This is a genomic window from Pantoea sp. JKS000250 (assembly GCF_003201065.1).
Lineage (GTDB): Bacteria > Pseudomonadota > Gammaproteobacteria > Enterobacterales > Enterobacteriaceae > Pantoea > Pantoea vagans.
This window is the reverse complement of the sequence record NZ_QICZ01000003.1, coordinates 17,742-42,904: the sequence shown is the minus strand read 5'-3', so window position 1 is coordinate 42,904 and position 25,163 is coordinate 17,742. Positions and strand designations below refer to the sequence as shown.

The window sequence follows — 25,163 nt, the reverse complement described above, 5'->3', positions numbered from 1 at the left end:
TTCATGATGATAAACGGGGCAGATTCTGCCCCGTTATTTTTCGTGCCTGCAGCACCTCATGCTGGCGCTTAGTAATAATAAGGCGTCTCACCTGAGCCGGTCGCGGCTTAATCCGTTTCATTATTACTGCTTAATTATTTTCGGCTGCTGTTTATCCGTGCCTGAGAAATGCTCAACAAAGCCTTATGCAAGCCCGTACGGATTTGTCCTGCGCCCGGCAATGCAGCGTGATCCACTGTAAATCCTCTTCTGTTCTTCCCTTGACGTTAAGCATCAACTGTTACACTGAGGTGATACTTCATTCGGATCCCGACTGCAATGTTCCATGAAAAAATGCGCCTTCGTTCGCTGCTGACTCTGCTTTCCATTGGGGGCGTCATTCTGACCTCGGGTCTGCTGCTGAGTGCGCTGCTACTGTTTCAGAAGGCTAATATAGAAGACAGCCTGCTTGAAGGAAACATTGCCTATGCCCGCAAACTGGCCGATACCACTGATCGTTACCTGACAACAGCACAACGGGAACTGGCCTGGAGTGCATCGCAGATCAAGGGCCTTAGCGATCTGAAACAGCTAAAAGCAGAGGCCGATCGTCTGCGCATGCAGTCAGGCTTTTTCAACTCGGTGGTGGTGGTTAACCACGATGCCATTATTGCGGCAACCTCACCGGATAGCCTGAATCTGACAGGCATGAAACTTCACTCAGCAGCCAGTCTGCAGGCTATTGCCACCCGTAAGCCCTTTATCTCAGCGCCCTTTACCTCTGCCGCCGGAAACTATGTGGTGTTTTTATCTCAGCCGCTGTTCAGCGAAGAAGGGGGCTATCTGGGCTATATCGGCGGCACCATTTATCTTAAAAAACAGAGCATGCTGAGTGAGATCCTTAGCCAGCATTTTTATACCAAAGGCTCGACGGTCAGCGTGGTCAGCAATGAGGGGCTGATTATTTTCAGTCATGATCCGGCGCTCGTCGGAACGAAGATGCTGCTGAGCCTGGCGCTGCAGAAGCGTCTGTCCACTACGGAAAGTGGATATTTTACCCTGGAAAATGGGGGGCAAAACTTTCTGACCGGCTATGGCACGCTGCATAAAACCGGCTGGAATGTGTTTATTACCGGCACCTCTGAAACGGTCAGGCATATTCTGCTGCGCACGGCAGAAAGCGCCATCTGGTTCGTTCTGGGCATTATTCTCGTAACGGCTGGCGTGATTGCTTTTATGGCTGGACGGATCGCTTCGCCACTGGAAAAGCTGGCGGACAGAGTGCGGGATGGCGGCAGCGAAGCACAGGCGGAGTCACTCGCCACTGTCAAAACCTGGTATTACGAGGCTGACCGGCTCAAAGAAGCGGTGCAGGCGCATCGCCATGCCGTGGCAGGCCATCTGGCTGCGCTTAACGATGAAGCAATGACCGATCCGCTGACCGGGCTCTGCAACCGTCGCGGATTTTCGGCGCTGGCGGCGCAGGCAGACAGTGAGCATGAACAGTGTGTCATCGCGATTGATATTGACCATTTCAAGAAGATCAATGACTGGTATGGGCATGACGCGGGCGATGCGGTCCTGGTGAGCCTGGCGGCGTTGCTGCGTCAGGCCTGCCGAACCGGCGATATCGTCAGCCGGTTTGGTGGCGAGGAGTTTATACTGCTGCTGCCGGACACGACGCTGGCCAATGCAGCCCGCACCGCGGAACGCATCCGCGAGACCGTCTGCGCTACCACCTTCCCGTTCGTCGGGACGATGACCATATCAGCAGGCGTGGCTTCACGTGATGACCAGAGTCGCGATCGTGAGGCGCTGTTGCGCCGGGCGGATGAAGCGCTTTACGAAGCGAAAGCGGCCGGACGCAATACGGTTATCATTTCCGGGCAGGACGGATTCAGTACGCCTGAGTCTGCCAGATAAGATTGCGGGGCAGGGAAGACAGAATCAGCACTTACTGCGTAATCGCCAGCCGAGCCACTCATCCAGCGCTGCTTCCGGCAGCGGCCTGGAGTAGAAAAATCCCTGAGCCTGGTCGCAGCCGAACTCGGTCAGCGCCGTAACGGTTTCCGCATTCTCCACGCCTTCGGCCAGCACCATGTAATCAAGGTCTTTGAGCATTGCAATGATACTGCGGGCAATGACGCGCGATGCGGTGTCAGACGAAATTTCACTGATCAGTGAGCGGTCCAGCTTGATCACATCCAGCGGCATGCGCCGCAGATAACTGATGTTACTGTAGCCGGTCCCGAAGTCATCCAGTGAAATACCAAATCCCCGTAGCTTCAGCATCTCAAGCCCCTGCATCGCGGTGGGGCTTTCCAGAATCCGTTCTGTTTCCAGACACTCAATGCCCAGCAGTGAAACCGGCAGCTTCGCTCTTAGCATCTGTTCTTCCAGTTCGTCAGCAAAACCGTCACGGGAAAAATCGCTGCTGCTGACGTTAATGGTGATGGGCAGCTGAATATAGCTGTCGCGAAGACGGGACAAACGGGCGATGGCGTGCTCTGTGACCCAGGCGGTCAGCTCTGTAAGCAGTTGGGTTTGCCCGGCAACGGGCAAAAACTGCGCAGGTGAAAGCTCGCCGCGCTGCGGATGCTGCCAGCGGATCAGCGCTTCCAGTCCTATCGGCTTACCGCTGTGAAGGCAGATTTTCGGCTGCCAGGCGAGCCATAACCCTTTATCCTGGCGTATAGCAGTGGCCAGGTCATGCATCAGGGTGAAATCCTGGGTATGGTGCGTATCAGTGGCTTCACTGAACGGCATTGAGGCAACGTTGCGGGTAATGGCTTCGTGCAACGCGCTGACTGCACGCCGCAGAATCTCCTGGGCAGGCATCTCACCCGTGTTGAAACTTGCCTCACCGGTGTGGGTCATCAGCGCAACCGATAGCCCATCACCCAGATCGGCGCTGATCCCGGCCAGCTTATTGGCCACCCAGCTGGCAGTGAGTCTGCTCTCCTGCCGTGTCAGCAGGGCAAAGCGTCCGGTTGCTACGGTGTAAAGCATTTCTCCCGGGGCTGGGCGCAGACGCAGCGGCAGCAGTGTTGCCATATCCTTCAGCAGACTTTCAACCGGCCCCATGCCCATTGAGCGCGCCAGCTCGTAAGCACGCGGCATATCAATACAGTCAATCAGCACCAGCCGCCGTGGCGTGGTGTCGCCGGAGGCGGCAAGGAACTGCAGGTCGCGGATCAGACGCTGACGATTGGGCAGGCCGGTTACCGGGTCGGCAAAGCCAGCCGAGTACCAGGCGTCAAGAAAAGACATCACCAGCGCGGCCAGCATTTTCAGCATCGCCACCTGATCGTCACTGAAGCGATGAGGTGCCGTGTCGGTCACGCAGAGTGTACCGAGAATCAGACCGGTACTGCTTTTAAGCGGCACGCCAGCATAGAAACGGATAAAAGGCGCGCCTGTAATCAGCTTATGGGCAGCAAAACGGCTATCCAGCAGAGTATCGGGCACCACTACTGTACTGTCACTGTCCACGGCGTGCCGGCAGAGCGAGTCCTGTCGCGTGGATTGAGTCAGTGTGAAATTGTGCGCCGCTTTGACGTGCTGCATCTCATCATCCAGAACGGAGATAAAGCTGCCGGGAATGCCAATGGCCTGGCTGGCCAGCCGGACGAACTGTCGCAACACATCGTCACGACTCTCGTCGTTACTGCGCAGCGCGTGCAGGGTTCGCGTACGGCAATCGTCGCCGCCGCTAAGGCTCATAAGCATGGATTCCTCCGCGCCGGCTGGTTACGGAGCGAAACTAAACAGAAAAATTGAAGGTTATAGCGTCATGACTACAGTCTATTTCTGTAAAAAGAAAGAGCCATGACGATTTATTTTTTATTACATTGCCTGCCAGTCCTGATCAGAATAGCAAATCCTTTTTCTTTAACGAAATATTTTATGAATGACGATTCTGTTATTTTGTCGTTAAAAACTTTTAATTTCTGGAATACCCTGCCAGGATAGTAAGCACAAACATAGTGCACTATATAATAACGCATTAAAGTAGATGACATAACTTATTTTTGTTTGATTTTAACTACACCAATGACAACATCGGGGAAAACCTCATGAACTCACTCAGGCATTTCACTATTCGCCGCGTTGTGCTGTGGATAATGATCGTCTCACTGGGCGTGGTCGCGCTGGCAGGTGGCTACAGCAGTCAGATTGTGCGGGATATTTATCGTCAGACCGATCGCTCAGCAGTTCTGACGCAGCAACTGAGTTTTCTTACGCACAGCGCTCTTGTTATGCAGGCTGGAACAGCCGCAGACAAAAACGCCCTGGTCGCCTTAACCCCGGCCAGTGCTGACTGGGATAGCTTTCGCGCAGCACTTACGACCTCACCCTCAGAGTATGCAACGGTTACCCGTGCGAAGCTGGATAGCGTGACGCAGCAGCTGGCGCAAAATCAGGCCGTTCTTAACGCCGACCGGCGTCAGCTCGAGCGCATACTGCTGGCGGCACTGCTGGCAGCCTTCGCGTTGCTGCTGTTTTGCGACCGCTATCTGGTCGTCCATCTGGTGCGTCCGGTGGGTAAAATCCGCGGGCATTTAAAAATTATTGCCGGAGGTGACCTGACGCGCGAGCCGGAAGATCTGGGTCGCAACTGCGTCGGGCAGCTGGTGCCGCTGGTTAAAGAGATGCAGCACAGTCTGTTGCAGACGGTTAGCGCTATTCACGACAACGCAGCCATTCTTCATCGTGAGGCTGGCGACATCGCAGCGGGTAATGCCGATCTCTCTGACCGGACCTCCACTCAGGCCGCTGCGCTGGAGCAGACCGCCGCCAGCATGGAAGAGATCACGGTTACCGTGCGTCATAATGCACAGAATGCCCGAGAAGCGCGTGAACTGGCCGCCAGCACCACGAATACAACCCATCAGGGCGTGGAGCTGGTTCAGCGGGTGTCGGCAGCCATCACCAGCATCGCGCAGGGATCAGAGAAAATCCAGCAGTTCACCGCCACCATCAATGGCATCGCATTTCAGACCAATATTCTGGCGCTCAACGCCGCTGTAGAAGCCGCGCGTGCGGGCGAGCAGGGCCGCGGTTTCGCGGTGGTTGCCAGTGAGGTACGTTCACTGGCCCAGCGAAGTGCTGCGGCCTCCAGAGAGATCGAAGAGCTGATAGCCGATACCGTGGCACGCGTGGATGATGGCCGGCGGGCGGCAGAGAGTGCCGGAACGACTATGGAAGCCGTACTGCGCGGTGTCGGCGGCGTCAATGAGCTGATTGGACAGATTGCGCTGGCCTCGGATGAGCAGAGCAAAGGGATTGCCCAGGTCACCGTGGCGGTGGCTGAACTTGACCGCGTTACGCAGCAGAACGCGACGCTGGTCCAGCAGGTTTCGGCAACGGCAGGCAGCCTTAGCGGACAGACTGAAATGCTGGGCAGCGTTATTACCCGCTTCACCCTGCCACCGCAGGTTGTCGGGATAGTGAACTGACATTTGCATCGATTAAACACACGCGGCCGTGGATTCCGGTCAGGCATAGCCTGACCGGCTATTTTATTCATCTGCAGATAACGGCTCTGTAAAGTAAAATAACGGTTAATAATTGCGCTCTTTTATTTCTGAATGAAAAAAGTCATCTTTTTCAGGCGGTGATGAATGTTAATCATTACCTGATCATAATCACTATTCAGAAGGGCGAGGGTTATTCTCAGCGGTGCAATAATTATCCGTTTCACGAATTAAATATAATTACAGTTAATCTCTGTGGTTTTACCTGAGCTTTACGCTTTCCTGACGATTACGGATCGCTGCGCATTTAAAACTTAACTCAAATTTATGTATTGGATGCAGGCGGATTCGGTTGCCTGACCATCTCACCGGGGCACCGTATGCGGAGCGTTTCATATGGGAAATCAGATTTTACAGCGGCCTGTTGCCGTCCAGCATAACGTGCGTGAGCTGCGCCTTGCGGCGGGTCTTTCGCAGGAGATTGCAGCCGAACGTTTCGACCTTAGCCAGCGCGTCTGGCAGACTAAAGAAGCATCCAAAAACCCTGCGCTGCTCAGCCAGGGAGAATATGAACTGCTGATGCTGCTGGCGGGAGAGCATCCGCACTACGAACTGGTTCCAAAGCTTAAAAAGTAAGGCGTTCTGCCGCTTTTTCCCCTGAAGTTAACGTATTTCAGGCCGATATAAAGAGCTAAGCGAAGCGCATTAATTCGCGCATCTTATCTGCTCTGGCAGGATTGTCCTGGCACGGTCCGCTATTAACCGCCGAACCGTCACGACCGCACTGCCCGGCATAACGTATTAACCGGCATCCCGCTGTCTGCGATGCCGGTATTATCGGACTCGTTGCAGCTGGTTTTTGTTGCAGAGTTCACTGACGGGCCTTTCTTCCGGTAGCGGGTCGGCAGCCAGTTCTGCGCGTCCTGTCTGATTGAACGTGTCCTCTTCATGCTGCGTCATGCCGGCCACAGCAGATAACATCAGAGGGGATTTACGCTGAAACGCCCAGTTTATCATGATGCCGAGGCGGCTCGCCTTGATGCACTTAAGCAGTATCATCTGATGGATTCACCGCCGACCGATGCGCTGGATCGCCTTACCACGCTTGCTGCGCGACTGTTCCGCGTACCGGTGGCTTTTGTATCGCTAATCGATGAGAAGCGACAGTTTTTCGCTTCCCGTTACGGTCTGAACATTTCCGGTACGTCGCGCAACGTCGCCTTCTGCCACCATACGCTAGCGCAGGGCGATATCCTGTGTGTGCCCGATACGCTGAAAGATCCCCGCTTCCGCGATAGTCCGCTGGTTCATGGCTACCCCTTTATCCGCTTTTATGCCGGGATCCCGCTCTCGACGCCGGATGGTCATCACATTGGCACCGTCTGCCTGACCGACAGTCATCCGCGCGAGCCGCTGACTGCAGAGGATCGGACGCATCTGACCGATATTGCTGCGCTGGTGATGGATCGCATGGAGATGCATCGTCTGGAGTTACTGCGCTACACCAGTCAGCAGCGTCTTCAGGCAATCTCATCCACCTCACCCGACGCCATTGTCTGTACCGACCTGCGGCGCGGCATCACCTTCTGGAATCCGGCAGCCACTGCTCTCTTCGGCTACAGCGCAGAGGAGATGAGAGGTCAGTATGTCAGCGAGCTGATCCCGGCGCGCTGCCAGACTGACTACCGTAACGAGCTGGCCCGGATTACCTCAGACGAAGCAGCTATCTCTCATCCTCGTTCGTTGCAGATATGGGGCGTCACGCGTGACGGCCGTGAATTCCCGGCAGAAGTCTCATTTTCGGGCTGGCGTGAAGAGGGCGAGCGGCTGGTGGGCATGATCATCCGCGACGTTACAGCCCGCTATGAAAGTGAGGCGCGGCTCTGTGAGCTGGCTTCTCTGGATATGCTGACACGACTCGCCAGCCGTAGCGCGTTCATGGATCAGGTGGGGCAGCTGACCAAAGCGGGTGTTCCCTATACGTTACTGATGACCGATCTCGATGGTTTTAAAGAGGTGAACGATACGCTGGGACATGCAGCTGGCGATGCGCTGCTGTGTCACGTGGCCGAGCAGATTCGTGCAGTGTGTGCCGGTGCCGTGACGGCTGCGCGGCTGGGCGGTGATGAATTTGTGATCCTGCTGGCGGGCGGCAGCGCAGAGGCAGCGATTACGGCGGAAAAACTGATTGTGGCCGTACAGACGCCGTTCCGCTACCACGACTCGCCGGTTGTGGTCGGTGCCAGTACCGGCATCGCTTCCTACCCGGAACACGGTCGCGATCCCTCAGCGGTGATGTCCGCTGCTGATCTGGCACTTTATCGTGCCAAAGCCTCAGGCAAAGGCTGCAGTATCCTGTTTAAGCCTGCGTTTCGTGAAGCGGAGCAGCAGCGCCGCCGTTTTGAACGCGAACTGGAAACGGCGGTGCGGCAGCAGCAGTTCACACTTTACTATCAGCCCCGCTTCGACGTGGAAAGCGGAAAACTGGCTGGCTGCGAGACGCTAGTACGCTGGCAGCACCCGACACGCGGATTGCTGTTGCCTGCCGACTTCATCAGCATGCTGGTTAAAAGCCCGCTTTCCGTAACGCTGGGGGAATGGATTATCCGCAGTGCTCTGGCACAGGTCCGGCAGTGGCAGGTGCGATCGCCTGAGCTTCGTGTCAGCATCAATCTGTTTCCGCGTCAGCTGACAGGGAACAGCCTGGAAACCGTTATAAGTGAGAGTGCCGGCGGCGATGCGGGTTTTGTTGAGCTGGAAGTGGATGAGCCTCTGCTGGCTGTGCTGGTGCAGGATATGCCGGTTCAGGTTGAAGCGGTGCGCCGGACCGGTGCCTCATTTATCATTGATCATTATGGACGCACGCTGGGGGCCATTAATTTGCTGCGCCACAGCTTTGTGGCAGGTTTCAAAATCGACAAGTCGCTGACGCACGAGCTGAACTCCAGCATGCGGGTGCGAATGATGTTCCGATCTATCACCGCACTCGGCAAAAGTCTGGGTATTCGGGTGGCTGCTGAAGGGGTTGAAGACAAAGAGCAGATTGCCTTTGTCACGTCGGCCGGATGTCACATTATGCAGGGTAATGGCCTGTGCCGGCCACTGACACCGGCGGACTTTGAAGCGATGCTGTACGGCGAGGAGCATTCTGTGCCCGCTGTTGCCAGCGGTTACGATGTCACATCCCCCTGAACATTCTGACCCTGACAGCAGAAGAGAGGGGACAATCGACGCCTGTCAGTCTGGCTTTCCGGGTCGGTAATCCTGTTTCAGCAATCCGAAAATCCAGTCATCGTGCCACTGGCCATCGAGGAAGAAATTCTGCCGCAGAGTGCCTTCCTGAATAAAGCCCGCGGAGATCAGCGTACGTCGCGAGGCGACATTGCCTGCCGTCACCGTTGCGGTCATTTTGCGGTAACCCTGTTGCTCAAAGCAGATGGCGATAGTGGCATGCAGCGACTCGCTGCCGTAGCCTTTGCCCTGCGCGTGGGCAGCCAGAATAAAACCAAATTCCGCAATGCCCTCTCCGCGATCAATAAACCCGCAGAAGCCAGCCGGAAGACCCGTCGCTTTTTCCTCAATGACCAGGCACAGCCAGTGTGTGCAGCCTTTGTACCGGGCTGGCAGGCGCACGTCGAATGACAGGGTTCGGATCTCTTCAGCGCTGCGCGGATCGCTGATGTACTTCATCACCGATCTGTCCTGACTGACCGCAAGATAAAAAGGCCAGTCTTCCTGGCTCAGTGGCCGATAGGTCAGGCGCGGCGAGGTCACTTTAACGCGCATTTCTGGCCGGACTTCAGCGGGCTTTTCATCAGACATAGTGCAATTCCCTGCGGACAAGACGGTAAGGTGATGGCGCAAAAATAGCACAGAGCGGCTGACTGGCGCGACTTTGCGAGGCGTTCCGCAATCCCGCGGCTGTCTTACTCTTCCGCGGTATTGCCCGGCGAGTCGCGGGTCATATTTTCCTGCCAGAGCAGAGCGGACAGGCCATCTGCTCACATCATTGCTACGCTTTTAGCCAGATGGCTGACATTGTCCCTGATGAGAGTAATTTCCAATGGATCTGAAAAGCTTTGAAACAGCCAGCTGGGCAGCACTGGCAGAGGCTGTCGCCGATCCGCAGGCCGGATTTCGTTATCTGACGCTCGCTACCGTGGATGCTGCACAACGGCCTCAGGCGCGCACGGTGGTCCTGCGCGAGTGCCATGACGTTCGCCGGATGCTGACCTTTCATACCGATGTGCGTAGTCCGAAGTGGCTGGAGATGGCAGCGAACCCCCAGGTTACCGTGCTGGGATATTGCCATGAGCGTCACCTGCAGCTACGGCTGGTGGGACAGGCTGAATGTTATGCCGCGGGAAGTGCAGTTGCCCGTGACGCCTGGCGCACGTTACCGCAGCACACGCGCCAGACTTACATAGGCGGGCCGCCGGGAGAAGCGCTGGCCCCCGCTCATGAGCTACCGGACGCGTCGACAGCAGAAACGGGCGAATCACGTTTTGGCGTGGTGATTGTGCAGGTCAGCATGCTGGATGCGTATCAGCTTCAGCGCAATGAGAATCAGCGTGCGCTGTTTCACTATTCCGCCCATGGCGAACGGCAGGAAAGCGGATGGATCAATCCCTGAGGTGAGGCACGTCAGGCGTGCTCACTGCCCGATCCCGTCTCTTTCGCTCATCTGAAAGCTGAGATTTCACTGTTATTCACCCTGTGATCCTCTATTTATCTGCCGCATCGCTTATCCGATTTTAGCGCCACGTTATCTTCACATCGCGGCATATTTCTGCTTTTTTCTTTCCTTTATCATTGTTTGTGCCAGGCTTTAACTAACCGAAAAGCAGTCACTTATGCTCAAGGTCAGGGAAAGTACCAATGATCGCTCTGTTTCACAGGCAGGTTAACTATGAACAATCAACCTCCTGAAAAACCAGGGTCAGAGGGTAGCGAACAGGTCTTAAGTCTGGCGGAGGAAACCGTTGAGGTCTCGAAACAGCGGGTCATCGACGGTCATGTCAGGGTTACCCGCCAGGTCACTGAACATCAGCAGAAAATTGCGCTGATGCTCCGGCAGCAGACGGCGGATATTCAACGTATTCCTAAATCGGAGCGGCTGACTGAGATGCCGGCGATTCGTGAAGAAAATGGCGTCCTGATTATTCCGATTGTCGAAGAGGAGGTCGAGATCGTCCGTCATCTGGTGCTGAAAGAGGAGTGGCACATTCGCAAAGTCGTCAGCGAGGTGGAGACAGAGCAGATTGTCTCTCTGCGCCGGCAGCAGGCTCATCTGACCCGAATACCCTGTTCAGAGCCGTCCGAATCCATCACCGAGGAACACAACATGGCGCGTGAAACAATCGTAACAATGTTCAGCAATATCTCACTGGCAGAAGGTGCAAAGCGTAACCTGATTAAGGCCGGGTTCCTGGATGATGACATTGATATCATCTCCGGTGAACGGCTGCGTACTGAAGGTCATGAAGCCCGTCATCCGGGATTCTGGCAGCGCCTGTTTGGCAACACGCTGGAAGAGGATCAGGCCGAAGTCTATGAGGATGCGATGCGTACCGGCGGTGTGGTGCTGTCGCTGCGGGCCGATGAGGATGAGTTGCCGCGCGCACTGGGCATTCTGGATGCACATGAAGAGCTGACTGAACGCAGTGCCGCGTTGCCTGATGACTATGCGCCCGATGATGGCCTGACAGCGCCTGCCAGCGGCACGCTTCAGGAAAACGGTGCCATCGATCCGCTCCATACCGATCCTGTCCATCGCGGCGCGGCGCGTACAGCTCTGACCGGTGATGAGAGTGACGAGGATGTGCTGCGTCTGGCCGAAGAGCGACTGGAAGTAGGTAAACGACTGGTCAGCGAAGGATCAACCCGCGTGCGCCGCTACACTGTTACGGATCGGGTGTCTGAAAACGTCTCTCTGCATGAGCAGCATGCGGAAATATTCCGTCGTCCGGTGAACGAAACGGGCTCACCGGACCAGGTTGACTGGTCCGAGAAAACGGTTGAAGTGGAAGAGACGCATGAGCAGCCGGTCGTCAATAAGACTGCGCAGATCATCGAAGAAGTGGTGCTGCGCAAAGAGGCCAGCGATCGGGTCGAGACCATCAATGACTCGGTGCGTCGTCAGGAAGTGGATATTGATCATGCTCGTGCCGACCATCTCAATGCAGATCCGGTGACCGGGAATCCTGCCGCGACCGATCCGCTGCTGGAAAGCACGCGTCAGGCGCGCGCTGACCACGACAGCCGTCCGGTAACGCCAGGCAGCGAACCCGCCCATAAAGAGGGTTTCGTGGAAAAAGCCGGGGATAAAATTGCTGAAGCAAAAGATAAGGTCGAAGACAAGTTTAAAAAGCCATAACGCTGACGTTCATCTTTCAGGCCTGAAAAAACCCGTCGCTGACGGGTTTTTTTGCGTGCAGAGCACGTTTTGAATGAAATCTGCGGCGCGGGATCGCCTTTCAGTTTTTTTCGCCCGGAATGGCACTTATCTGTGCCGACCTGCCAGCGTAACGTTCATAAATGGATCTGAACACATGGACGCCATTCTTATGCTCATGGGCTTTGTTTCTGCAAGCACGCAATGACATAGCCATCATCTTGAGATAAAACGACGTACGACAGGGTAAATGCAAATAGGGTGGAAATGTGATGACTTATAAAATCAAACCGATTCACAGTGAAGCAGATTATGAAGCCGCTCTGGCCGCCGTATCTCCCCTGTTCGACAATCAGCCAGAACCGGGAAGTGAAGTTGGTGACTTTCTGGAAGTTATGATCCTGCTTATTGAAAAATATGAACAGGAACATTATCCGATTGAGGCACCTGATCCGGTGGAGGCAATTAAATTCCGCATGGAACAGATGGGGCTGACAGCGAAAGACCTGGTGCCGGCAATTGGACGCCCGAACCGCGTCTATAAGGTACTGAATCATAAGCGTGCGCTGACGCTGCCTATGATCCGGAACCTGCATAAAATGTTCAATATTCCGCTCGCGTCACTCTTGGGCGCAGCTCAATCCGAAAGGATAAGCGTCCGGTAACTAAAGCCCGCCCTGTGTGGGCTTTTTTATGTGCTGTTCTTTGCACATCCCTGAATCAGCCGACCCCGCGTTGTGCAGACTAAAATCCCTGACTACCCTTGCTGGTGTTTCTGTCCCGTAATGGGCCAGATAGCCCGAAAGCCGGGTCAGCCTCTGCAATTTTCAGTCATTAACGGCAGATGATCGTTAGTCTGCCGTGCATCATCAAACAGGGACATCATGACAGAACAAGATAACGCCCATACTTATCGCGCTGATGAGCACATTGATCCTTATGTCTCGGTACAGGGTGCAAGAACACATAATCTCAAAGATGTATCGCTGCGGTTTCCCCGTAATGCCATGGTGGTGTTCACGGGGGTTTCAGGCTCCGGAAAATCCTCACTCGCCTTTGATACGCTTTATGCAGAAGCCCAGCGCCGGTTTATCGAGTCGGTTTCACCCCATGCCCGTCGCCTGATCGATCAGGCCGCTGCGCCGGATGTGGATAATATTGACGGACTCCCGCCTGCGGTGGCGCTTCAGCAGAGCCGGGCTGGCGCGCAGGAGCGTTCAACGGTAGGCAGCCTGACCCGAATTTCCGTCACGCTGCGCCTGTTGTTCTCCCGTGCGGGTACAAGGCCTGACGGTGTGCCGTTTATGACCGCCGATTATTTCTCGCCTAACAATCCTGAAGGTGCCTGTCCGCATTGCCAGGGGCTGGGACGGGTTCATACCGTCAGAACCGAGGCGATGGTGCCGGACAGGTCACTGAGCATCCGGCAGGGCGCCATAGCTTCATGGCCGCGGGGCTGGCATAACAAAAATCTGCGCAGCATCCTTGAGACGCTCGGCTACGATGTCGATGCCCCCTGGGATACGCTTTCAGCCCGCGACCAGCAGTGGATACTGCTGACTGACGAGCAGCCATCAGTGCCGATTTTTATGGGTCTGAACGCTGAACAGCGTGAAAAAGCCCTGGCGGCTGGCGAAGAGCCCGCTTATACCGGTACCTACACCAGCGCAGCAAAAATCGTATTACAGAGCTATTCCAATGGCAGCGAGACGACGAAAAAACGGCTGGCGCGCTTTGTCACGGTCACGCCCTGTTCAGCGTGTCACGGCAAAAGGTTAAACCGGAACGCGCTGTCCGTGACCTTTGCCGGTTATGACATTGCCAGTCTGAGTGAGTTGTCGGTTTCTGAACTTGCTGAACGGCTGAGGCCTTATGCAGACGGTTCATCATCAGATCTGCCTGCCGAGGCGGCACTGCGGGAGGCCGTCATCCGGATGGCGTCAGATATCTGCATGCGGCTTGAACAGCTTGAGACGCTGGGACTTGGGCATCTGGCTCCGGGACGCCGCACCACGCTGCTCTCATCCGGCGAGTTGCAGCGCGTACGTCTGGCCACCCAGCTGATATCGCGGCTGTTTGGCGTGCTTTACGTGCTGGATGAGCCTTCTGCTGGTTTGCATCCAGAGGATGTCAAAGCGCTGCTCGCATCCCTCAGGAATCTTGTGCGTGCAGGTAACTCGCTGGTGGTCGTTGAACATAATATTGATCTCATCGCCGAGGCGGACTGGCTCATCGAAGTCGGTCCCGGTCCGGGAACGCATGGTGGTGAGATCGTTTATAACGGTGAACCGGCAGGCCTTAAAGACGTCAGTGCCTCACCGACCTCAGGCTATCTCTTTTCCCGCAGCTATACCGGGCTGCGCCAGCGCCAGCCCGCGGAGAGCTGGCTCAGGCTTGAGCAGGTCCATTGCAACAATATTATCGGCGTGGATATCGCCATCCCACTGGCGAGAATGACGGCGGTTACCGGCGTTTCCGGCTCAGGCAAATCGACGCTGCTGAATCGCGTTCTTCCGGAAATGCTCGGACGTTTTGACAAAACATCTGACAGTGAAGAGGGTGAAGAAGAGGACCTGGTGCCGGACGTTAAAGGTCAGGTTCTCAGCGGAAATGACGCCATTGGCCGTCTGGTCAGAATCGATCAGCGCCCTATCGGGCGGACGCCACGCTCCAATCTGGCCACCTATACCGGCTTTTTCGATATCGTCCGCCGGCTGTTTGCAGAGACCCCCGAGGCGAAAGCCCGAGGTTTCAGCGCCAGCCGGTTTTCCTTCAATCTGCCCGCGGGTCGCTGTCCTGCGTGCGAGGGTCAGGGACAGATTTCGATTGAGCTTCTCTTTATGCCCAGCGCCACCGCAACCTGCTCGGTCTGTGCGGGAAGCCGCTACAACCCCGAAACGCTAGAGGTGAAGTGGAACGACCTGACCATAGCGGATGTGCTTGATCTTACCGTAGACGATGCCACCAGGGTGTTTGACGGGTACGACGGGATCCAGCGTTCCCTGTCGGCACTGCGATCTCTGGGGCTGGGATACCTGACGCTGGGTCAGCCCGCCACGGAGCTCTCTGGCGGTGAGTGTCAGCGCATCAAGCTCGCCTGGGAGCTGCAACGCGTCCAGCGCACAGCCACGCTCTATCTTCTTGATGAACCGTCAACCGGGTTGCACCCATCCGACATGGACAAACTGCTGATTGTGCTGAATGAACTGGTAACGCGCGGCCACACCGTCGTGATGGCGGAACACACAATGCGTATTGTGGCAGAGGCGGACTGGGTGATTGATCTGGGGCCCGGTTCGGGGCTGAAGGGCGGAAAGATTGTCTCGTCCGGTACGCCGGAAGCGGTCAGCACATCCGCAGAGAGTCTGACTGCGCCATGGCTTTCCGCACAGCTTAAAAAGAGGGCGGGCGATCCGGCGTAACAGGATTGCGGTGGATGACGACGCCGCTGAAACAGGCGCAAGATAAGGGCTCAGGGGTAAACTCCTGAGCCCGTCAATAATGATAGCGGCATAAGGCGATTGACAGAGCATCCCCACTGACGGCACAGACCCGCCGGGCTTCTGCGGACCTGGACAGTTTTACGCAATCACATTCCTGTCAGTCCCGTCACCGCTTCGCAGGCTTTCGATAGCATCCATCAATCTGCGGGCATTCCTGGGCGATCGCAGTAGCCAGTCCGTCTCTTCCAGTGAGTTATATTCTTCAGTCGACATCAGCACGCAGGACTCACCGTTCCGGCGAATGATCATTACTGGCGCTTTATCTTCTGCCGTCTGAATCATCGTGGCAGAAAGATTCCGTCGGGCTTCGCCGAAAATGATGGCTTTCATAAAGACCTCCGCAGTGAATAAAACAAACCATTGTACAATGAAAAGCCGGGCTTTCGCTTTTACCCAGGCACGGGGAAAGAAAGAACGTCTATTCAGTTCCGGTCAGAGCAAACTGGCACATCACATTCGGATTCACGGACGTCGACGCATTCATTCTCAACCTCGGGGGTTATCATTGATGGTAATGTTTAAACCGCCACACCCAGGCAGCCTGATAGCGGAATATCTGGAAGATAATGACATCAGTTTGCGCAGTCTGGCTAAACAGCTGGGCGTTTCGGCGGCATCGCTGAGCAAAGTGGCAGGCGGAAAAGCTTCCGTCAGCCCGGAAATGGCTGTATGTCTGGAAGCAGGCCTGGGTATTGCGGCGCGGCTCTGGTTATCCATGCAGGCTGCATGCTATCTGCACAAGGCACGAGAAACGACAGACGTTTCCGGCGTGCCTCTGCATCCGGGGCTCGTGACGTCCCTGAGGCGCGACGGGACGGCTTAATCCTCGCTCTTAGGTGGCTGTCCTCATCACCATTACGGAGTTTATCCCATCAGCGCAGCGGCGCATTTACCTGCAACGCATCCAACTCGCGCGCATCGTGACTGCAGAAAAAGGTGATTTCGCCGCCGCGCTGGCAGGAGAGCTCGCGCAGTCGCTGCTGGTTGTGCCGTCTGGCCACATTATCCATGCCCATCATCCACTGGTAAAAGCGCAGTCCCGGCGTGCAGTGGCGCGTCGGCTGTCGCATTTCGCCGCGGTAAAACCAGGCGTCGCCGCCGTGCAGCAGCCAGCCATCGGGTTGCTGAATCGCAATGCCCGCGTGACCCGGCGTATGGCCCGCCAGCGGCACCAGCAAAATCTCCGGTGGTAAATCCCGCAGGCGATTTACCGCCTCAAAACCAAACCATGTTTCCCCCTGCGGCTGATAGGTTTCCCAGTTGCCGATCCCGCCCCATTGTCCGGGACGATAGCGCTCGCGCGACAGCCAGCTATGACGCTGGTGGGCAGTATCGACCTCCTGCTGCAACAGATGGATGCGCGCCTGCGGAAAATCGGTCAGTCCGCCAGCATGATCAAAATCAAGATGGGTCAGAATAATATGCCGCACATCGTCAGCCCGAAAGCCCAGTGCCTTCACCTGTGACAAGGCGGTGAGATCGTCACGCCGCTGAATATTGTTTAAGGCGCGGAAAAAGCCCGAGAGGCGACTGCCGGGCGTATGGATATCCTGCCGCCCAAAGCCAGTATCGACCAGCACCAGCCCGTCGCGATCTGTCTCAATCAGCAGGCAGTGACAGACCAGGTGCGCTTTCAGGCCTTTACTGAATCCATCATAGAACGCGCCGCCCAGCGGGCACATACAACCACAGTTAAGGTGGTGAATTTTCATAGGGCCTCCATAGGGTCATCGGCAAAATCTCTGAGAGACTACGGCCTGTCTGGCGCGCAGCACATCAGCCTGGCTATAGAGTGTAGAGCGGGTTGCAACAACAGGCGGAGCGGTGAAGCGGATAACCGGGCAAAAAAAGCCGGTTATCCGCCAGAAAGCAGAGAATTAACTGTGGAACAGCGGGAAAGCACCGGTCAGCAAACCGCCTGCCATCAATACCAGACTGACCAGAATGCCCCACTTGATGGCAAAACGCTGGTGGTCACCGATATCGACTTTCGCCAGGCCCACCAGCAGGTAGACCGACGGCACCAGCGGGCTCAGCAGGTGGAACGGCTGACCGACAATGGAAGCACGGGCAATCTCTTCGGCGGTAATGCCATAACTGGCCGCCGTCTGCGCGATAACCGGCAGGATGCCGAAGTAGAAGGCATCATTCGACATAAAGAAGGTGAACGGCAGGCTGACCAGCGCGGTAAACACCGCCAGGTAAGGTCCGAAGCTGGTTGGGATCACGGCCAGCAGACTCTTCGCCATGGCATCCACCATGCCGGTGCCAGAGAGAATACCGGTGAAAATACCGGCGGCAAAAATCAGCGCGGTCACCGCCAGCACGTTACCGGCATGCGAGCTGATACGCGCTTTCTGCTCCTCCAGCGTGGGATAGTTGAGCATCACCGCAATGGCAAACGCCAGCATAAACAGGATCTGAATCGGCATTAAACCAATTACCAGCAGCACCAGCAGCACGGTGGTCAGGATAAAGTTAGGCCAGAACATCTTCGGACGGCGGTTGGCAGCGCACTCTTCGGCATCGCCCAGACCCAGCTCGATATTGTCGAGATGGTGATCTTTCATGGTCATCACGCCTAACCGTTTACGCTCACGCAGGCCAAACAGCACCGCCATCGCGACCAGGCTGACGCAGGCGAGCAGCATCGCGGGCAGCATCGGAATAAAGATGTCGAGCGCATCAATGCGCAGTGCCGCGGCGGCACGCGCCGTCGGTCCACCCCAGGGAGAAAGGTTCATGATGCCGCTGGCGAGGTTGACCAGACAGGTCATCATCAGCACGTTCATGCCCAGCCTGTGATAGAGCGGCAGAAACGCGGCGATAGCGATCATGTAAGTGGTAGAGCTGTCACCATCCAGCGAAACCAGCAGCGTCAGCACCGCGGTGCCGACCAGCACTTTCAGGGGATCGCCGCGCACCAGCCGCAGAATAAAGCGTACCAGTGGGTCAAACAGCCCGGCATCGATCATCAGACCAAAATAGAGAATGGAGAAGGTCAGCATCACACCGGTCGGCGCCAGCTTTTTGACGCCATCCAGCATCATGGCACCCAGTCCGGCATAAAATCCGCCAATCAGCGCAAATATAGTTGGTATCAGGATCAGCGCAATTAAGGCTGACATGCGTTTGGTCATGATCAGATACATGAAGCAAACAACCATGGAAAAACCCAGTATCGTCAGCAAAATAGCAGCCCTCACATTGGCGTAAAAGTAATGAAAAAGTTACATGAAGCCAGGAAAATTCAGGTAATTAGTTAGCGTGGTAACGATTAACCTGTTGTTTTATTTAACCCTGCACTGCAGGATGATAGTAAATAGTTGTCGGGATTTAGCATTTCTTTAACAAGGAAGGGTGATCGCGATCATCTTTAAACGAATCTTAAACGAGTTTGTGTGACTGGGATCAAAGGGTGACGAGGTGTAATCGCGAATGTCGGGCCAGCAGGGTGCGGAATCAGGCGGTTCAGATGGTGAGGAAACAGGATAAACGGCTGAGTCAGGATGCTCAGCCGGATAAGGTATTAGCTGCCTAATAGCTGGATGATCATTTCAGGTGTTTTGTTCGCCATTTTGCTGACGGCAGTCTGGCCCTGCTGAATAATCTGGCTGCGCGCCAGCTGACTCGCTTCTTCAGCATAGTCTGCATCCTGAATGCGGCTGCGAGCCGTAGAGGTATCCACACCCTGTTGTGACAGCACATTACGGTTTGACTCGTAACGATTTATCTTAGCGCCATAGCGCGACTGATAGCCGCTGATCTTCTCCAGCGCCTTATCCAGCGCCTTCATGGTGGTGGAGATGTCACCACTGGTCAGCAGGGTGGTGTTGTTCAGTCCCAGCGTTTTAGTATCTGACGGCGTAGCGGGGATGCTATCCGACTGTATCGGCTGACCATAGTCGGCGCTGGTGATCACTTCGAGAGGACGACTCTCATGTGGCGGCGTTGCAGGCACGCCCTTGGGCTCCGGCAGGTTTCCCCAGGTCAGACTACCGGTGAAGGAGCCGTTGCCCACCACCACCACGATCAAATCTTCGCTGACGGTGTCCAGCGTGATGCGCTCCAGCCGGGTGCCGGTATTAGTGCCGTTGTTGAAATCGCCGCTGGCGACATCTTCATAGCGGTCGCCGTCACCGCTGTAGGTGATGGTCATCCCGTTGTAGCTGCTGCTGTTACTGCCCGCCAGCGCCCAGCTCGGACCGCCTTCCAGCAGCTGAGAGCTGTCATAAGCTGCGCCAGTAGCAAAACCGTTTTTACTGGTCAGCAGGCGCGAATCTGCGGTTGCTGCATCCGTAATGCCTTTGCTGGTCCAGGTGTAATCAGGTGCACTGCCGTCCAGCGGAGTTCCCGCCAGATGTTTACCGTCGCGGGTAAACAACTGGAGATCATCATCCTGACCCAGTGAGTCGATGGTAATGCTTATCGACGTTGAGCCTGCCGGGATATAGGCCAGCGGGATCACACCCGAGGTAAACGAGTAACTCTTGCCCGGCACCGGGAACTTAACGTTGATAGGGTCAACGTTACCCAGTTTCGCAGGCGGCAGATCGGGATTATCCGTTGCCAGCGGATAACGCCCGAAGATCTCGGTGTGATCCGCAACTTCGTTGATGCCGGCCAGAATCTGCTGATATGCACCGTTGACGCTCTGCCGATCCGCGTCTGACAGCGTGCCGTTAGCGGCCTGCACTGACAGCGTGCGCGCCTGGATCAGCAGATCGACGATGGTGCCCAGGCCGCCACTGGCGGTCTGGGAATAGCTGATGGCATCATTAAGGCCGCGTGCCACTACCGCGTCGGCGTTGACATTGGCCGTCATACGGTTGGCAATCGCCTGACCTGCCGCATCGTCTTTGGCACTGTTAATCCGCATCCCTGATGATAGCCGTTCAACCGTTCGTCCCAGAACAGAGTCAGTACCGTACCGCAATTTGTTCGTAATGGCGGCGGTTTCGTTATGGTTGATCGTTAACATGGTCGCTTCGAACAGGGAGAGGAGTCTCTGTTTTATCGGCAGGGTGATAAGCAGCTTTAATCTCTGCGGCGACAAAAACTGAGCAAAAACGGGGTCAGGAGGGCAACCGGCTGATGGGTAACCGCTTTTCAGATAAAATAAATTAACGGTTCAATCCGGTCTGGAGAAAAGCCTGCTGCGCAGAGACGCAGCAGGCGAGAGCAGATCAGTTAAACACCATGCCGCCGTCAATCAACAGAGACTGACCGGTCATATAATCGGAGTCGGGGCTGGCGAGGTAAGCGACGCAGGCGGCTACATCTTCCGGCTCGGAAAGCCGTCCGAGCGTAATGCGTTTTGCAAACTCTTCGGTGCCGTAACCGGCGGGTTTTCCGGCGGCTTCAGAGATCTGCCGGTCGATCTCTTCCCACATCGGGGTTCTGACAATGCCCGGACAGAAGGCGTTGACCGTGATACCGGCGGGTGCCAGATCGCGCGCGGCGGTCTGCGTCAGGCCGCGCACGGCAAACTTACTGGAGCTGTAGACCGCCAGCTCCGGATTGCCGACGTGACCCGCCTGCGAACAGGCGTTAATGATTTTGCCGCCGTGGCCTTCTGCAGCGAACGCTTTAATTGCGGCCTGCATGCCCCAGATTACCCCTTTGACATTGACGTTATAGACCTTGTCGACCACCGCTTCGGTGATCTCAGCAATCGGCGTGGAGGGTGCAATACCGGCGTTGTTGACGATGACATCAAAACCGCCCAGCGTGCGACGCGCCTCTTCAACAGCATCCATCACCTGATCGCGCTGTGAGACATCGACTTTCAGGGCTATCGCTTTGCCGCCCTGCTGGTTAATCTTCTCCGCGACCTGGCGGGCGGTCTCCTGATTGAAATCGGCGACGGCCACCGCCAGCCCATCTTTTGCCAGACGCAGGGCGATCGCTTCACCAATGCCCTGGCCTGCGCCGGTTACCAATGCCACTCTGTTTTTCATCCTGATTTCCTTTTGTGAAATTAAAGAAGCTGACTCAGATGCAGCTGACCCATCAGCAGCGGGTTGTCGGCGTAATCGACCGGCACAGCCACCACGGCAGGACCCTGGACATCCATCGCTTTACGCAGCGTCGGCTCCAGTTCTGCCGCGCTGGTCACCGCAAAGCCCGCAGCGCCAAACGCTTCGGCGTAGGCTTTGAAATCGACCGGGCCAAAATTGACACCAGAGACGCGGTGATATTTTTTCTCTTCCTGCATTGCCACCATGTTGTAGGCGTTATCGACCCAGACGATGTGCAGGATATTGGCTTTTAACCGGACGGCCGTTTCCAGCTCCATGCTGGACTGCAGGAAGCCACCATCCCCTGAAACCGATACCACTTTGCGCTGCGGATCGACCAGCCAGGCACCAATCGCCCACGGCAGCGCCACGCCCATGGTCTGCTGACCGTTGGAGATCATGATCTGGCGGGCACGGAAGCTGTAAAGATAACGGGCAATCCAGATGTGGAAGCTGCCCATATCAACGGTGAGGCTGACGTCGCTGTTAATGATGTCCTGCATAGCGCGCACGATGCGCAGCGGATGCAGGGCAAACTGATTGAGACTGGCACCCTGCATCGCCAGCAGTTTGCGCTGCTGCTGACGATCTTCAAGAATGCTGGCGGCTTCTGATGTCAGCTGCAGCGGCGCGGTAATGCGTGCTGCCAGTTTACGCACCGTGGCAGCGATATCGCCCACCAGCTCGGCGTCCGGCAGGTAGCGGTTGTCGGTCTCTGCCGGAATCACGTCGATGTGAATCAGGGTGGCGTTACCGCTGTTCCACATCGCCGGTTCATATTCTACCGGACTGTAACCGATGGTGATGATCAGGTCAGCCTGTTGCAGCAGCCGGTCACCTGCCTGGTTGTTAAACAGTCCGACGCGACCGGCGAAGCGTGAGAAGTGATCCTGCCTGATCGCGCCCGCCGCCTGATAGGTGCTGGTGACCGGAATATGACTGCGGCTCAGCAGATCGTGAATCGCTTCGCTGTTTTCCGGCTGGCTCGCCATTAATCCCAACAGGATGACCGGATTTTTCGCCCCGGCAATCGCCTGGCTGACCGTGTCAATCATCGCGTCTGGCGCGGCACCCAGCACCGGACGGCCCTTGCTGCTCAGTGCCTTGCCGGTCACCGGCTGGTCGACAATATCCTGCGGCAGGCTGATAAAGGCGCCGCCGCCGCGGCCATGCTCGGCGTGACGAAACGCATTCGACAGGCATTCAGAGAGCGCAGAGGGATCGGTCACTTCAACCGCATATTTGGTGACCGGGCGAAACATGGACACCGTATCCATGCTCTGGTGAACCTGCTTGGCGCTGTCCGAGCGTTTCACCTGGCCGCCGATGGCGACCACCGGATCGCCTTCGCTGGTGGCGGTGGCCATGCCGGTGATCAGGTTGGAGCAGCCCGGCCCGGACGTAACCAGTGCCACACCGGCATTGCCGGTCAGCCGGCCCACTGCGGCGGCCATAAAGGCGGCGTTGGCTTCATGACGAACCGGGATGGTCTGAATGGAGGAATCCAGCAGCGAGTCGAAAACCTTGTCGATCTTTGCGCCAGGGATGCCAAAAACATGCTGCACGCCCTGCGCCTCAAGCTGTGCGACCACCAGGTCAGCGCCGCAGGTCCAGAGTGTGGTATCGGTTGGAGTTTTCATCGTCTTTCCTCTGATTAGCTTTCTACCGCACGGATCGCGGCGTCAAGATTGGCGGGATTCAGGTCGGCATTGAGAAAGTCACTGTCCTGCGGTAAATCCACGACCAGCTTGCTGATGGCACCAAAGGTCAGGGTGCCCTGTTCCAGCGCATAATCGAGAATGTGGCCGCCGCCTTCGCGGTCGTCGGTAATAAAGTGTTCGTGATAGCCCGCTACGTTAATGCCCTGCATATACTGCGGCGTGCGGAAGCCAATCAGCTCGCCCGCGCGTTGGCTGAAGGCAAAGGTCGGCTGATCGCCCAGCACTTCCGGCATGGAGCGGTAGGGACGGCACTGACACGGTACGGTGCGGGTGTCGACGCGGCTGAAACGACCGCTGATGCGCAGCGCGCAGAACTGGTTATCGGAGGTGATTTCGCTGTCGATCACCCGATGGATATCGTCGCGCGACATGGGCCGGTCAAACTCAAACAGGTGCTGCGGCCTGAAAAAGGTCATCACCGCAAACGGGGTTTTCTGTGCCGGATCGGCCGGATGCGCGCTGCCATCTGAGTGCAGCTGATAGACCTTGCTGTCGAACGCAATCATCTCGCCATCCAGCCGGTTAAACGTGCCCAGGCCGAAATCCCCTTTGCGCAGCAGGTCGGCGATACGGACGTTGCCGTCGTAGACGCCGCTCAGCAGCGCACTCATTAAAGATGTCTGATAGATAACGCTTTCTGGTGCATCCTGGGAAAGCGTTAAGACAGTATGTTTTAGTTGATCCTCGCAGGAACAATCAGTTACACAATTGCTCATTTCATGCCTCATCGATTAACCGTTAAGCCGTGTTAACCTAATGGTGAACCGATTCAGTCGGTGGGTCCAATAGCGAAACCTGTTAACTTTGAGACGTTTTTGATATGGAACTGCGCCACCTGCGTTATTTTGTTGCCGTAGCCGAGACGCTTCACTTCACCCGCGCTGCTGAAATGCTGGGGATTTCTCAGCCGCCGCTGAGCCAGCAGATACTGCGGCTGGAGCAGGAGATTGGCACACCGCTGCTGAAGCGGCTGACGCGCGGAGTGGAACTTACTGAAGCGGGGGAAGCGTTTCTGGCGGATGCCCGGCAAATTGTCCAACTGGCCGATCAGGCACTGGAGAACGCGCGCGGGATTGCCCGCGGGATCAGTGGCCAGCTGTCGCTGGGGTTTGCCAGCTCGGTGGCGTTTAATCCGCGCATCTTCACTCTGATCCGTCAGTTTACGGAACGCTATCCGGCGATGGAGCTGCTGACACGCGAAGAGAATATGTCGTTGCTGATGCAGGATCTGCAGGAGGGATTGCTGGATGCTGCCTTTATCCGGCTGCCGTGCGAAAGCAGCAAGGCGTTTAATCTGCGCGTGATCTCCACCGAAAAGATGCTGATTGCGCTTCCGCGCTGCCATCCCCTCAGCGGCACGCCGACAGTCTCGTTGTCCGCGCTGGCGGATGAAACCCTGATAATCTTCCCGCGCGACGTTTCGCCCAGTCTCTATGAGCTGATTGTTACGGCCTGTCTGCGGGCGGGCTTTTCACGCCACACCTTCCAGCAGGCGCCACAGATCACCACCTCATTGGGCATGGTGGCTGCAGGCTGCGGAATTGCGCTGGTGCCGGAGTCGCTGCGCTGCGTCGATAATCCCGAAGTCAGCTTCTGCGATATCGAGAACAACACGCTGTTTACCGACGTGGCGTTTGCCTGGCGTCGGCATCATCCATCAAAAGCGGTGCTGCATCTGCTGGCGCTGCTGGCCGACCCGCCTGCGACACCAGGCGAAGCGGGTTGATAAGCGCCAGCTATTGAACTGAAAACAACAACCAACTGGCGGCGGCGGGGCCGGGATGCCAATAATCACTGCATGACTACATACCGCGTAAGAGTCGGGTATCACAACCCGTCAGCCCTGACATTCAGGCAACTGGATGAAATTCTGGAGCCGCAGCGATTCTGGAGAACAGATTCGGCGGGCGGCCGGTTCCGCTATTTCATGGAGTATGAGTACCAGTCTGACGTGCGCGACCTCTGTTCGGTCTGCTCGCTGGCCTACAGTCAGGCCTGCAAAGTCAGAAAGTGCCCGCTGATTCTGGTTGAGGTGATGAACTGAACGCGTCCGGCGATCCCGCTGCTCT

General features: G+C 56.4%; 20 protein-coding genes. 11 read left to right on the top strand and 9 right to left on the bottom strand.

Going from position 1 to position 25,163, the window contains the following annotated elements:
• The first annotated feature begins 318 nt into the window (after window positions 1–318).
• Window positions 319–1,902 carry a diguanylate cyclase gene (locus tag BY447_RS22510; RefSeq protein WP_110332323.1) on the top strand — a complete coding sequence of 528 codons (1,584 nt, stop codon included), beginning with the start codon at window positions 319–321 and terminating at the stop codon, window positions 1,900–1,902.
• Window positions 1,903–1,926: 24 nt separating this feature from the next.
• On the opposite strand, the gene BY447_RS22505 is transcribed toward BY447_RS22510, so the two are convergent.
• Window positions 1,927–3,708, bottom strand: coding sequence for an EAL domain-containing protein (locus tag BY447_RS22505; protein WP_110332322.1), 1,782 nt, complete (start codon window positions 3,706–3,708; stop codon window positions 1,927–1,929).
• Between the two features lie 347 nt (window positions 3,709–4,055).
• Between BY447_RS22505 and BY447_RS22500 the strand changes: the two genes are divergently transcribed.
• From BY447_RS22500 to BY447_RS22485, 3 genes are all read left to right on the top strand, one after another.
• Window positions 4,056–5,438, top strand: coding sequence for a methyl-accepting chemotaxis protein (locus BY447_RS22500; protein ID WP_110332395.1), 1,383 nt, complete (start codon window positions 4,056–4,058; stop codon window positions 5,436–5,438).
• Between the two features lie 414 nt (window positions 5,439–5,852).
• Complete coding sequence (locus BY447_RS22495) at window positions 5,853–6,092, top strand: hypothetical protein (RefSeq protein ID WP_013356627.1); 240 nt, start codon at window positions 5,853–5,855, stop codon at window positions 6,090–6,092.
• 426 nt (window positions 6,093–6,518) lie between these two features.
• Window positions 6,519–8,648 (top strand): putative bifunctional diguanylate cyclase/phosphodiesterase, encoded by a 2,130-nt coding sequence (locus BY447_RS22485; protein ID WP_110332320.1) that lies wholly within the window; start codon window positions 6,519–6,521, stop codon window positions 8,646–8,648.
• 45 nt (window positions 8,649–8,693) lie between these two features.
• On the opposite strand, the gene BY447_RS22480 is transcribed toward BY447_RS22485, so the two are convergent.
• Window positions 8,694–9,278 carry a GNAT family N-acetyltransferase gene (locus BY447_RS22480; RefSeq protein ID WP_110332319.1) on the bottom strand — a complete coding sequence of 195 codons (585 nt, stop codon included), beginning with the start codon at window positions 9,276–9,278 and terminating at the stop codon, window positions 8,694–8,696.
• A 241-nt stretch (window positions 9,279–9,519) separates the two neighbouring features.
• Here BY447_RS22480 and BY447_RS22475 point away from each other — a divergent pair, with 241 nt between their 5' ends.
• The 4 genes from BY447_RS22475 (at window position 9,520) to BY447_RS22460 (ending at window position 15,272) form a co-directional block, all read left to right on the top strand.
• Window positions 9,520–10,089 carry a pyridoxamine 5'-phosphate oxidase family protein gene (locus tag BY447_RS22475; protein ID WP_110332318.1) on the top strand — a complete coding sequence of 190 codons (570 nt, stop codon included), beginning with the start codon at window positions 9,520–9,522 and terminating at the stop codon, window positions 10,087–10,089.
• Window positions 10,090–10,365: 276 nt separating this feature from the next.
• Window positions 10,366–11,832 carry a YsnF/AvaK domain-containing protein gene (locus BY447_RS22470; protein ID WP_110332317.1) on the top strand — a complete coding sequence of 489 codons (1,467 nt, stop codon included), beginning with the start codon at window positions 10,366–10,368 and terminating at the stop codon, window positions 11,830–11,832.
• A gap of 290 nt (window positions 11,833–12,122) precedes the next feature.
• The gene (locus BY447_RS22465) at window positions 12,123–12,515 is read left to right on the top strand and encodes a helix-turn-helix domain-containing protein (RefSeq protein ID WP_110332316.1); all 393 of its coding nucleotides are present in this window, start codon (window positions 12,123–12,125) and stop codon (window positions 12,513–12,515) included.
• A gap of 219 nt (window positions 12,516–12,734) precedes the next feature.
• Entirely contained in the window at window positions 12,735–15,272 is a 2,538-nt protein-coding gene (locus BY447_RS22460) for an excinuclease ABC subunit UvrA (RefSeq protein ID WP_110332315.1), read from the top strand.
• A gap of 159 nt (window positions 15,273–15,431) precedes the next feature.
• Here the strand turns inward: BY447_RS22460 and yefM are convergent, their stop codons facing one another.
• Window positions 15,432–15,683, bottom strand: a complete 252-nt coding sequence (gene yefM / locus BY447_RS22455; protein WP_013356618.1) for a YoeB-YefM toxin-antitoxin system antitoxin YefM — start codon at window positions 15,681–15,683, stop codon at window positions 15,432–15,434.
• A 178-nt stretch (window positions 15,684–15,861) separates the two neighbouring features.
• Here yefM and BY447_RS22445 point away from each other — a divergent pair, with 178 nt between their 5' ends.
• Window positions 15,862–16,176 (top strand): HigA family addiction module antitoxin, encoded by a 315-nt coding sequence (locus BY447_RS22445; RefSeq protein ID WP_110332314.1) that lies wholly within the window; start codon window positions 15,862–15,864, stop codon window positions 16,174–16,176.
• 49 nt (window positions 16,177–16,225) lie between these two features.
• Here BY447_RS22445 and BY447_RS22440 read toward each other — a convergent pair whose 3' ends face one another.
• The 6 genes from BY447_RS22440 to budA all read right to left on the bottom strand — a co-directional run bounded on the left by BY447_RS22440 (window position 16,226) and on the right by budA (window position 23,810).
• Complete coding sequence (locus BY447_RS22440) at window positions 16,226–17,065, bottom strand: MBL fold metallo-hydrolase (protein ID WP_110332313.1); 840 nt, start codon at window positions 17,063–17,065, stop codon at window positions 16,226–16,228.
• A gap of 165 nt (window positions 17,066–17,230) precedes the next feature.
• On the bottom strand, window positions 17,231–18,544 hold the full coding sequence (locus BY447_RS22435; protein WP_033785223.1) for a CitMHS family transporter: 1,314 nt from the start codon (window positions 18,542–18,544) through the stop codon (window positions 17,231–17,233).
• A gap of 338 nt (window positions 18,545–18,882) precedes the next feature.
• On the bottom strand, window positions 18,883–20,334 hold the full coding sequence (locus BY447_RS22430) for a flagellin (RefSeq protein WP_110332312.1): 1,452 nt from the start codon (window positions 20,332–20,334) through the stop codon (window positions 18,883–18,885).
• 205 nt (window positions 20,335–20,539) lie between these two features.
• Window positions 20,540–21,313: a (S)-acetoin forming diacetyl reductase gene (locus BY447_RS22425; protein ID WP_033734994.1), complete on the bottom strand. Its 774-nt coding sequence runs from the start codon at window positions 21,311–21,313 to the stop codon at window positions 20,540–20,542.
• A gap of 20 nt (window positions 21,314–21,333) precedes the next feature.
• Complete coding sequence (alsS, locus tag BY447_RS22420) at window positions 21,334–23,013, bottom strand: acetolactate synthase AlsS (protein WP_033785226.1); 1,680 nt, start codon at window positions 23,011–23,013, stop codon at window positions 21,334–21,336.
• Between the two features lie 14 nt (window positions 23,014–23,027).
• On the bottom strand, window positions 23,028–23,810 hold the full coding sequence (gene budA, locus BY447_RS22415) for an acetolactate decarboxylase (protein WP_110332311.1): 783 nt from the start codon (window positions 23,808–23,810) through the stop codon (window positions 23,028–23,030).
• 104 nt (window positions 23,811–23,914) lie between these two features.
• On the opposite strand from budA, the gene BY447_RS22410 reads away from it, so the two are divergent.
• Window positions 23,915–24,820 carry a LysR family transcriptional regulator gene (locus BY447_RS22410; protein ID WP_110332310.1) on the top strand — a complete coding sequence of 302 codons (906 nt, stop codon included), beginning with the start codon at window positions 23,915–23,917 and terminating at the stop codon, window positions 24,818–24,820.
• Between the two features lie 72 nt (window positions 24,821–24,892).
• Entirely contained in the window at window positions 24,893–25,138 is a 246-nt protein-coding gene (locus BY447_RS22405) for a hypothetical protein (protein WP_110332309.1), read from the top strand.
• Window positions 25,139–25,163: the final 25 nt, after the last annotated feature.

What these genes read in the sequence shown, in the direction of transcription:
- BY447_RS22485 (WP_110332320.1), top strand. Translation starts at nt 6,519, where the DNA reads ATGGATTCACCGCCGACCGATGCGCTGGATCGCCTTACCACGCTTGCT.
- BY447_RS22425 (WP_033734994.1), bottom strand. Translation starts at nt 21,313, where the DNA reads ATGAAAAACAGAGTGGCATTGGTAACCGGCGCAGGCCAGGGCATTGGT.
- BY447_RS22445 (WP_110332314.1), top strand. Translation starts at nt 15,862, where the DNA reads ATGGTAATGTTTAAACCGCCACACCCAGGCAGCCTGATAGCGGAATAT.
- BY447_RS22470 (WP_110332317.1), top strand. Translation starts at nt 10,366, where the DNA reads ATGAACAATCAACCTCCTGAAAAACCAGGGTCAGAGGGTAGCGAACAG.
- BY447_RS22405 (WP_110332309.1), top strand. Translation starts at nt 24,893, where the DNA reads ATGACTACATACCGCGTAAGAGTCGGGTATCACAACCCGTCAGCCCTG.
- alsS (WP_033785226.1), bottom strand. Translation starts at nt 23,013, where the DNA reads ATGAAAACTCCAACCGATACCACACTCTGGACCTGCGGCGCTGACCTG.
- BY447_RS22410 (WP_110332310.1), top strand. Translation starts at nt 23,915, where the DNA reads ATGGAACTGCGCCACCTGCGTTATTTTGTTGCCGTAGCCGAGACGCTT.
- BY447_RS22440 (WP_110332313.1), bottom strand. Translation starts at nt 17,065, where the DNA reads ATGAAAATTCACCACCTTAACTGTGGTTGTATGTGCCCGCTGGGCGGC.
- yefM (WP_013356618.1), bottom strand. Translation starts at nt 15,683, where the DNA reads ATGAAAGCCATCATTTTCGGCGAAGCCCGACGGAATCTTTCTGCCACG.
- budA (WP_110332311.1), bottom strand. Translation starts at nt 23,810, where the DNA reads ATGAGCAATTGTGTAACTGATTGTTCCTGCGAGGATCAACTAAAACAT.
- BY447_RS22510 (WP_110332323.1), top strand. Translation starts at nt 319, where the DNA reads ATGTTCCATGAAAAAATGCGCCTTCGTTCGCTGCTGACTCTGCTTTCC.
- BY447_RS22495 (WP_013356627.1), top strand. Translation starts at nt 5,853, where the DNA reads ATGGGAAATCAGATTTTACAGCGGCCTGTTGCCGTCCAGCATAACGTG.
- BY447_RS22505 (WP_110332322.1), bottom strand. Translation starts at nt 3,708, where the DNA reads ATGCTTATGAGCCTTAGCGGCGGCGACGATTGCCGTACGCGAACCCTG.
- BY447_RS22430 (WP_110332312.1), bottom strand. Translation starts at nt 20,334, where the DNA reads ATGTTAACGATCAACCATAACGAAACCGCCGCCATTACGAACAAATTG.
- BY447_RS22475 (WP_110332318.1), top strand. Translation starts at nt 9,520, where the DNA reads ATGGATCTGAAAAGCTTTGAAACAGCCAGCTGGGCAGCACTGGCAGAG.
- BY447_RS22465 (WP_110332316.1), top strand. Translation starts at nt 12,123, where the DNA reads ATGACTTATAAAATCAAACCGATTCACAGTGAAGCAGATTATGAAGCC.
- BY447_RS22460 (WP_110332315.1), top strand. Translation starts at nt 12,735, where the DNA reads ATGACAGAACAAGATAACGCCCATACTTATCGCGCTGATGAGCACATT.
- BY447_RS22500 (WP_110332395.1), top strand. Translation starts at nt 4,056, where the DNA reads ATGAACTCACTCAGGCATTTCACTATTCGCCGCGTTGTGCTGTGGATA.
- BY447_RS22480 (WP_110332319.1), bottom strand. Translation starts at nt 9,278, where the DNA reads ATGTCTGATGAAAAGCCCGCTGAAGTCCGGCCAGAAATGCGCGTTAAA.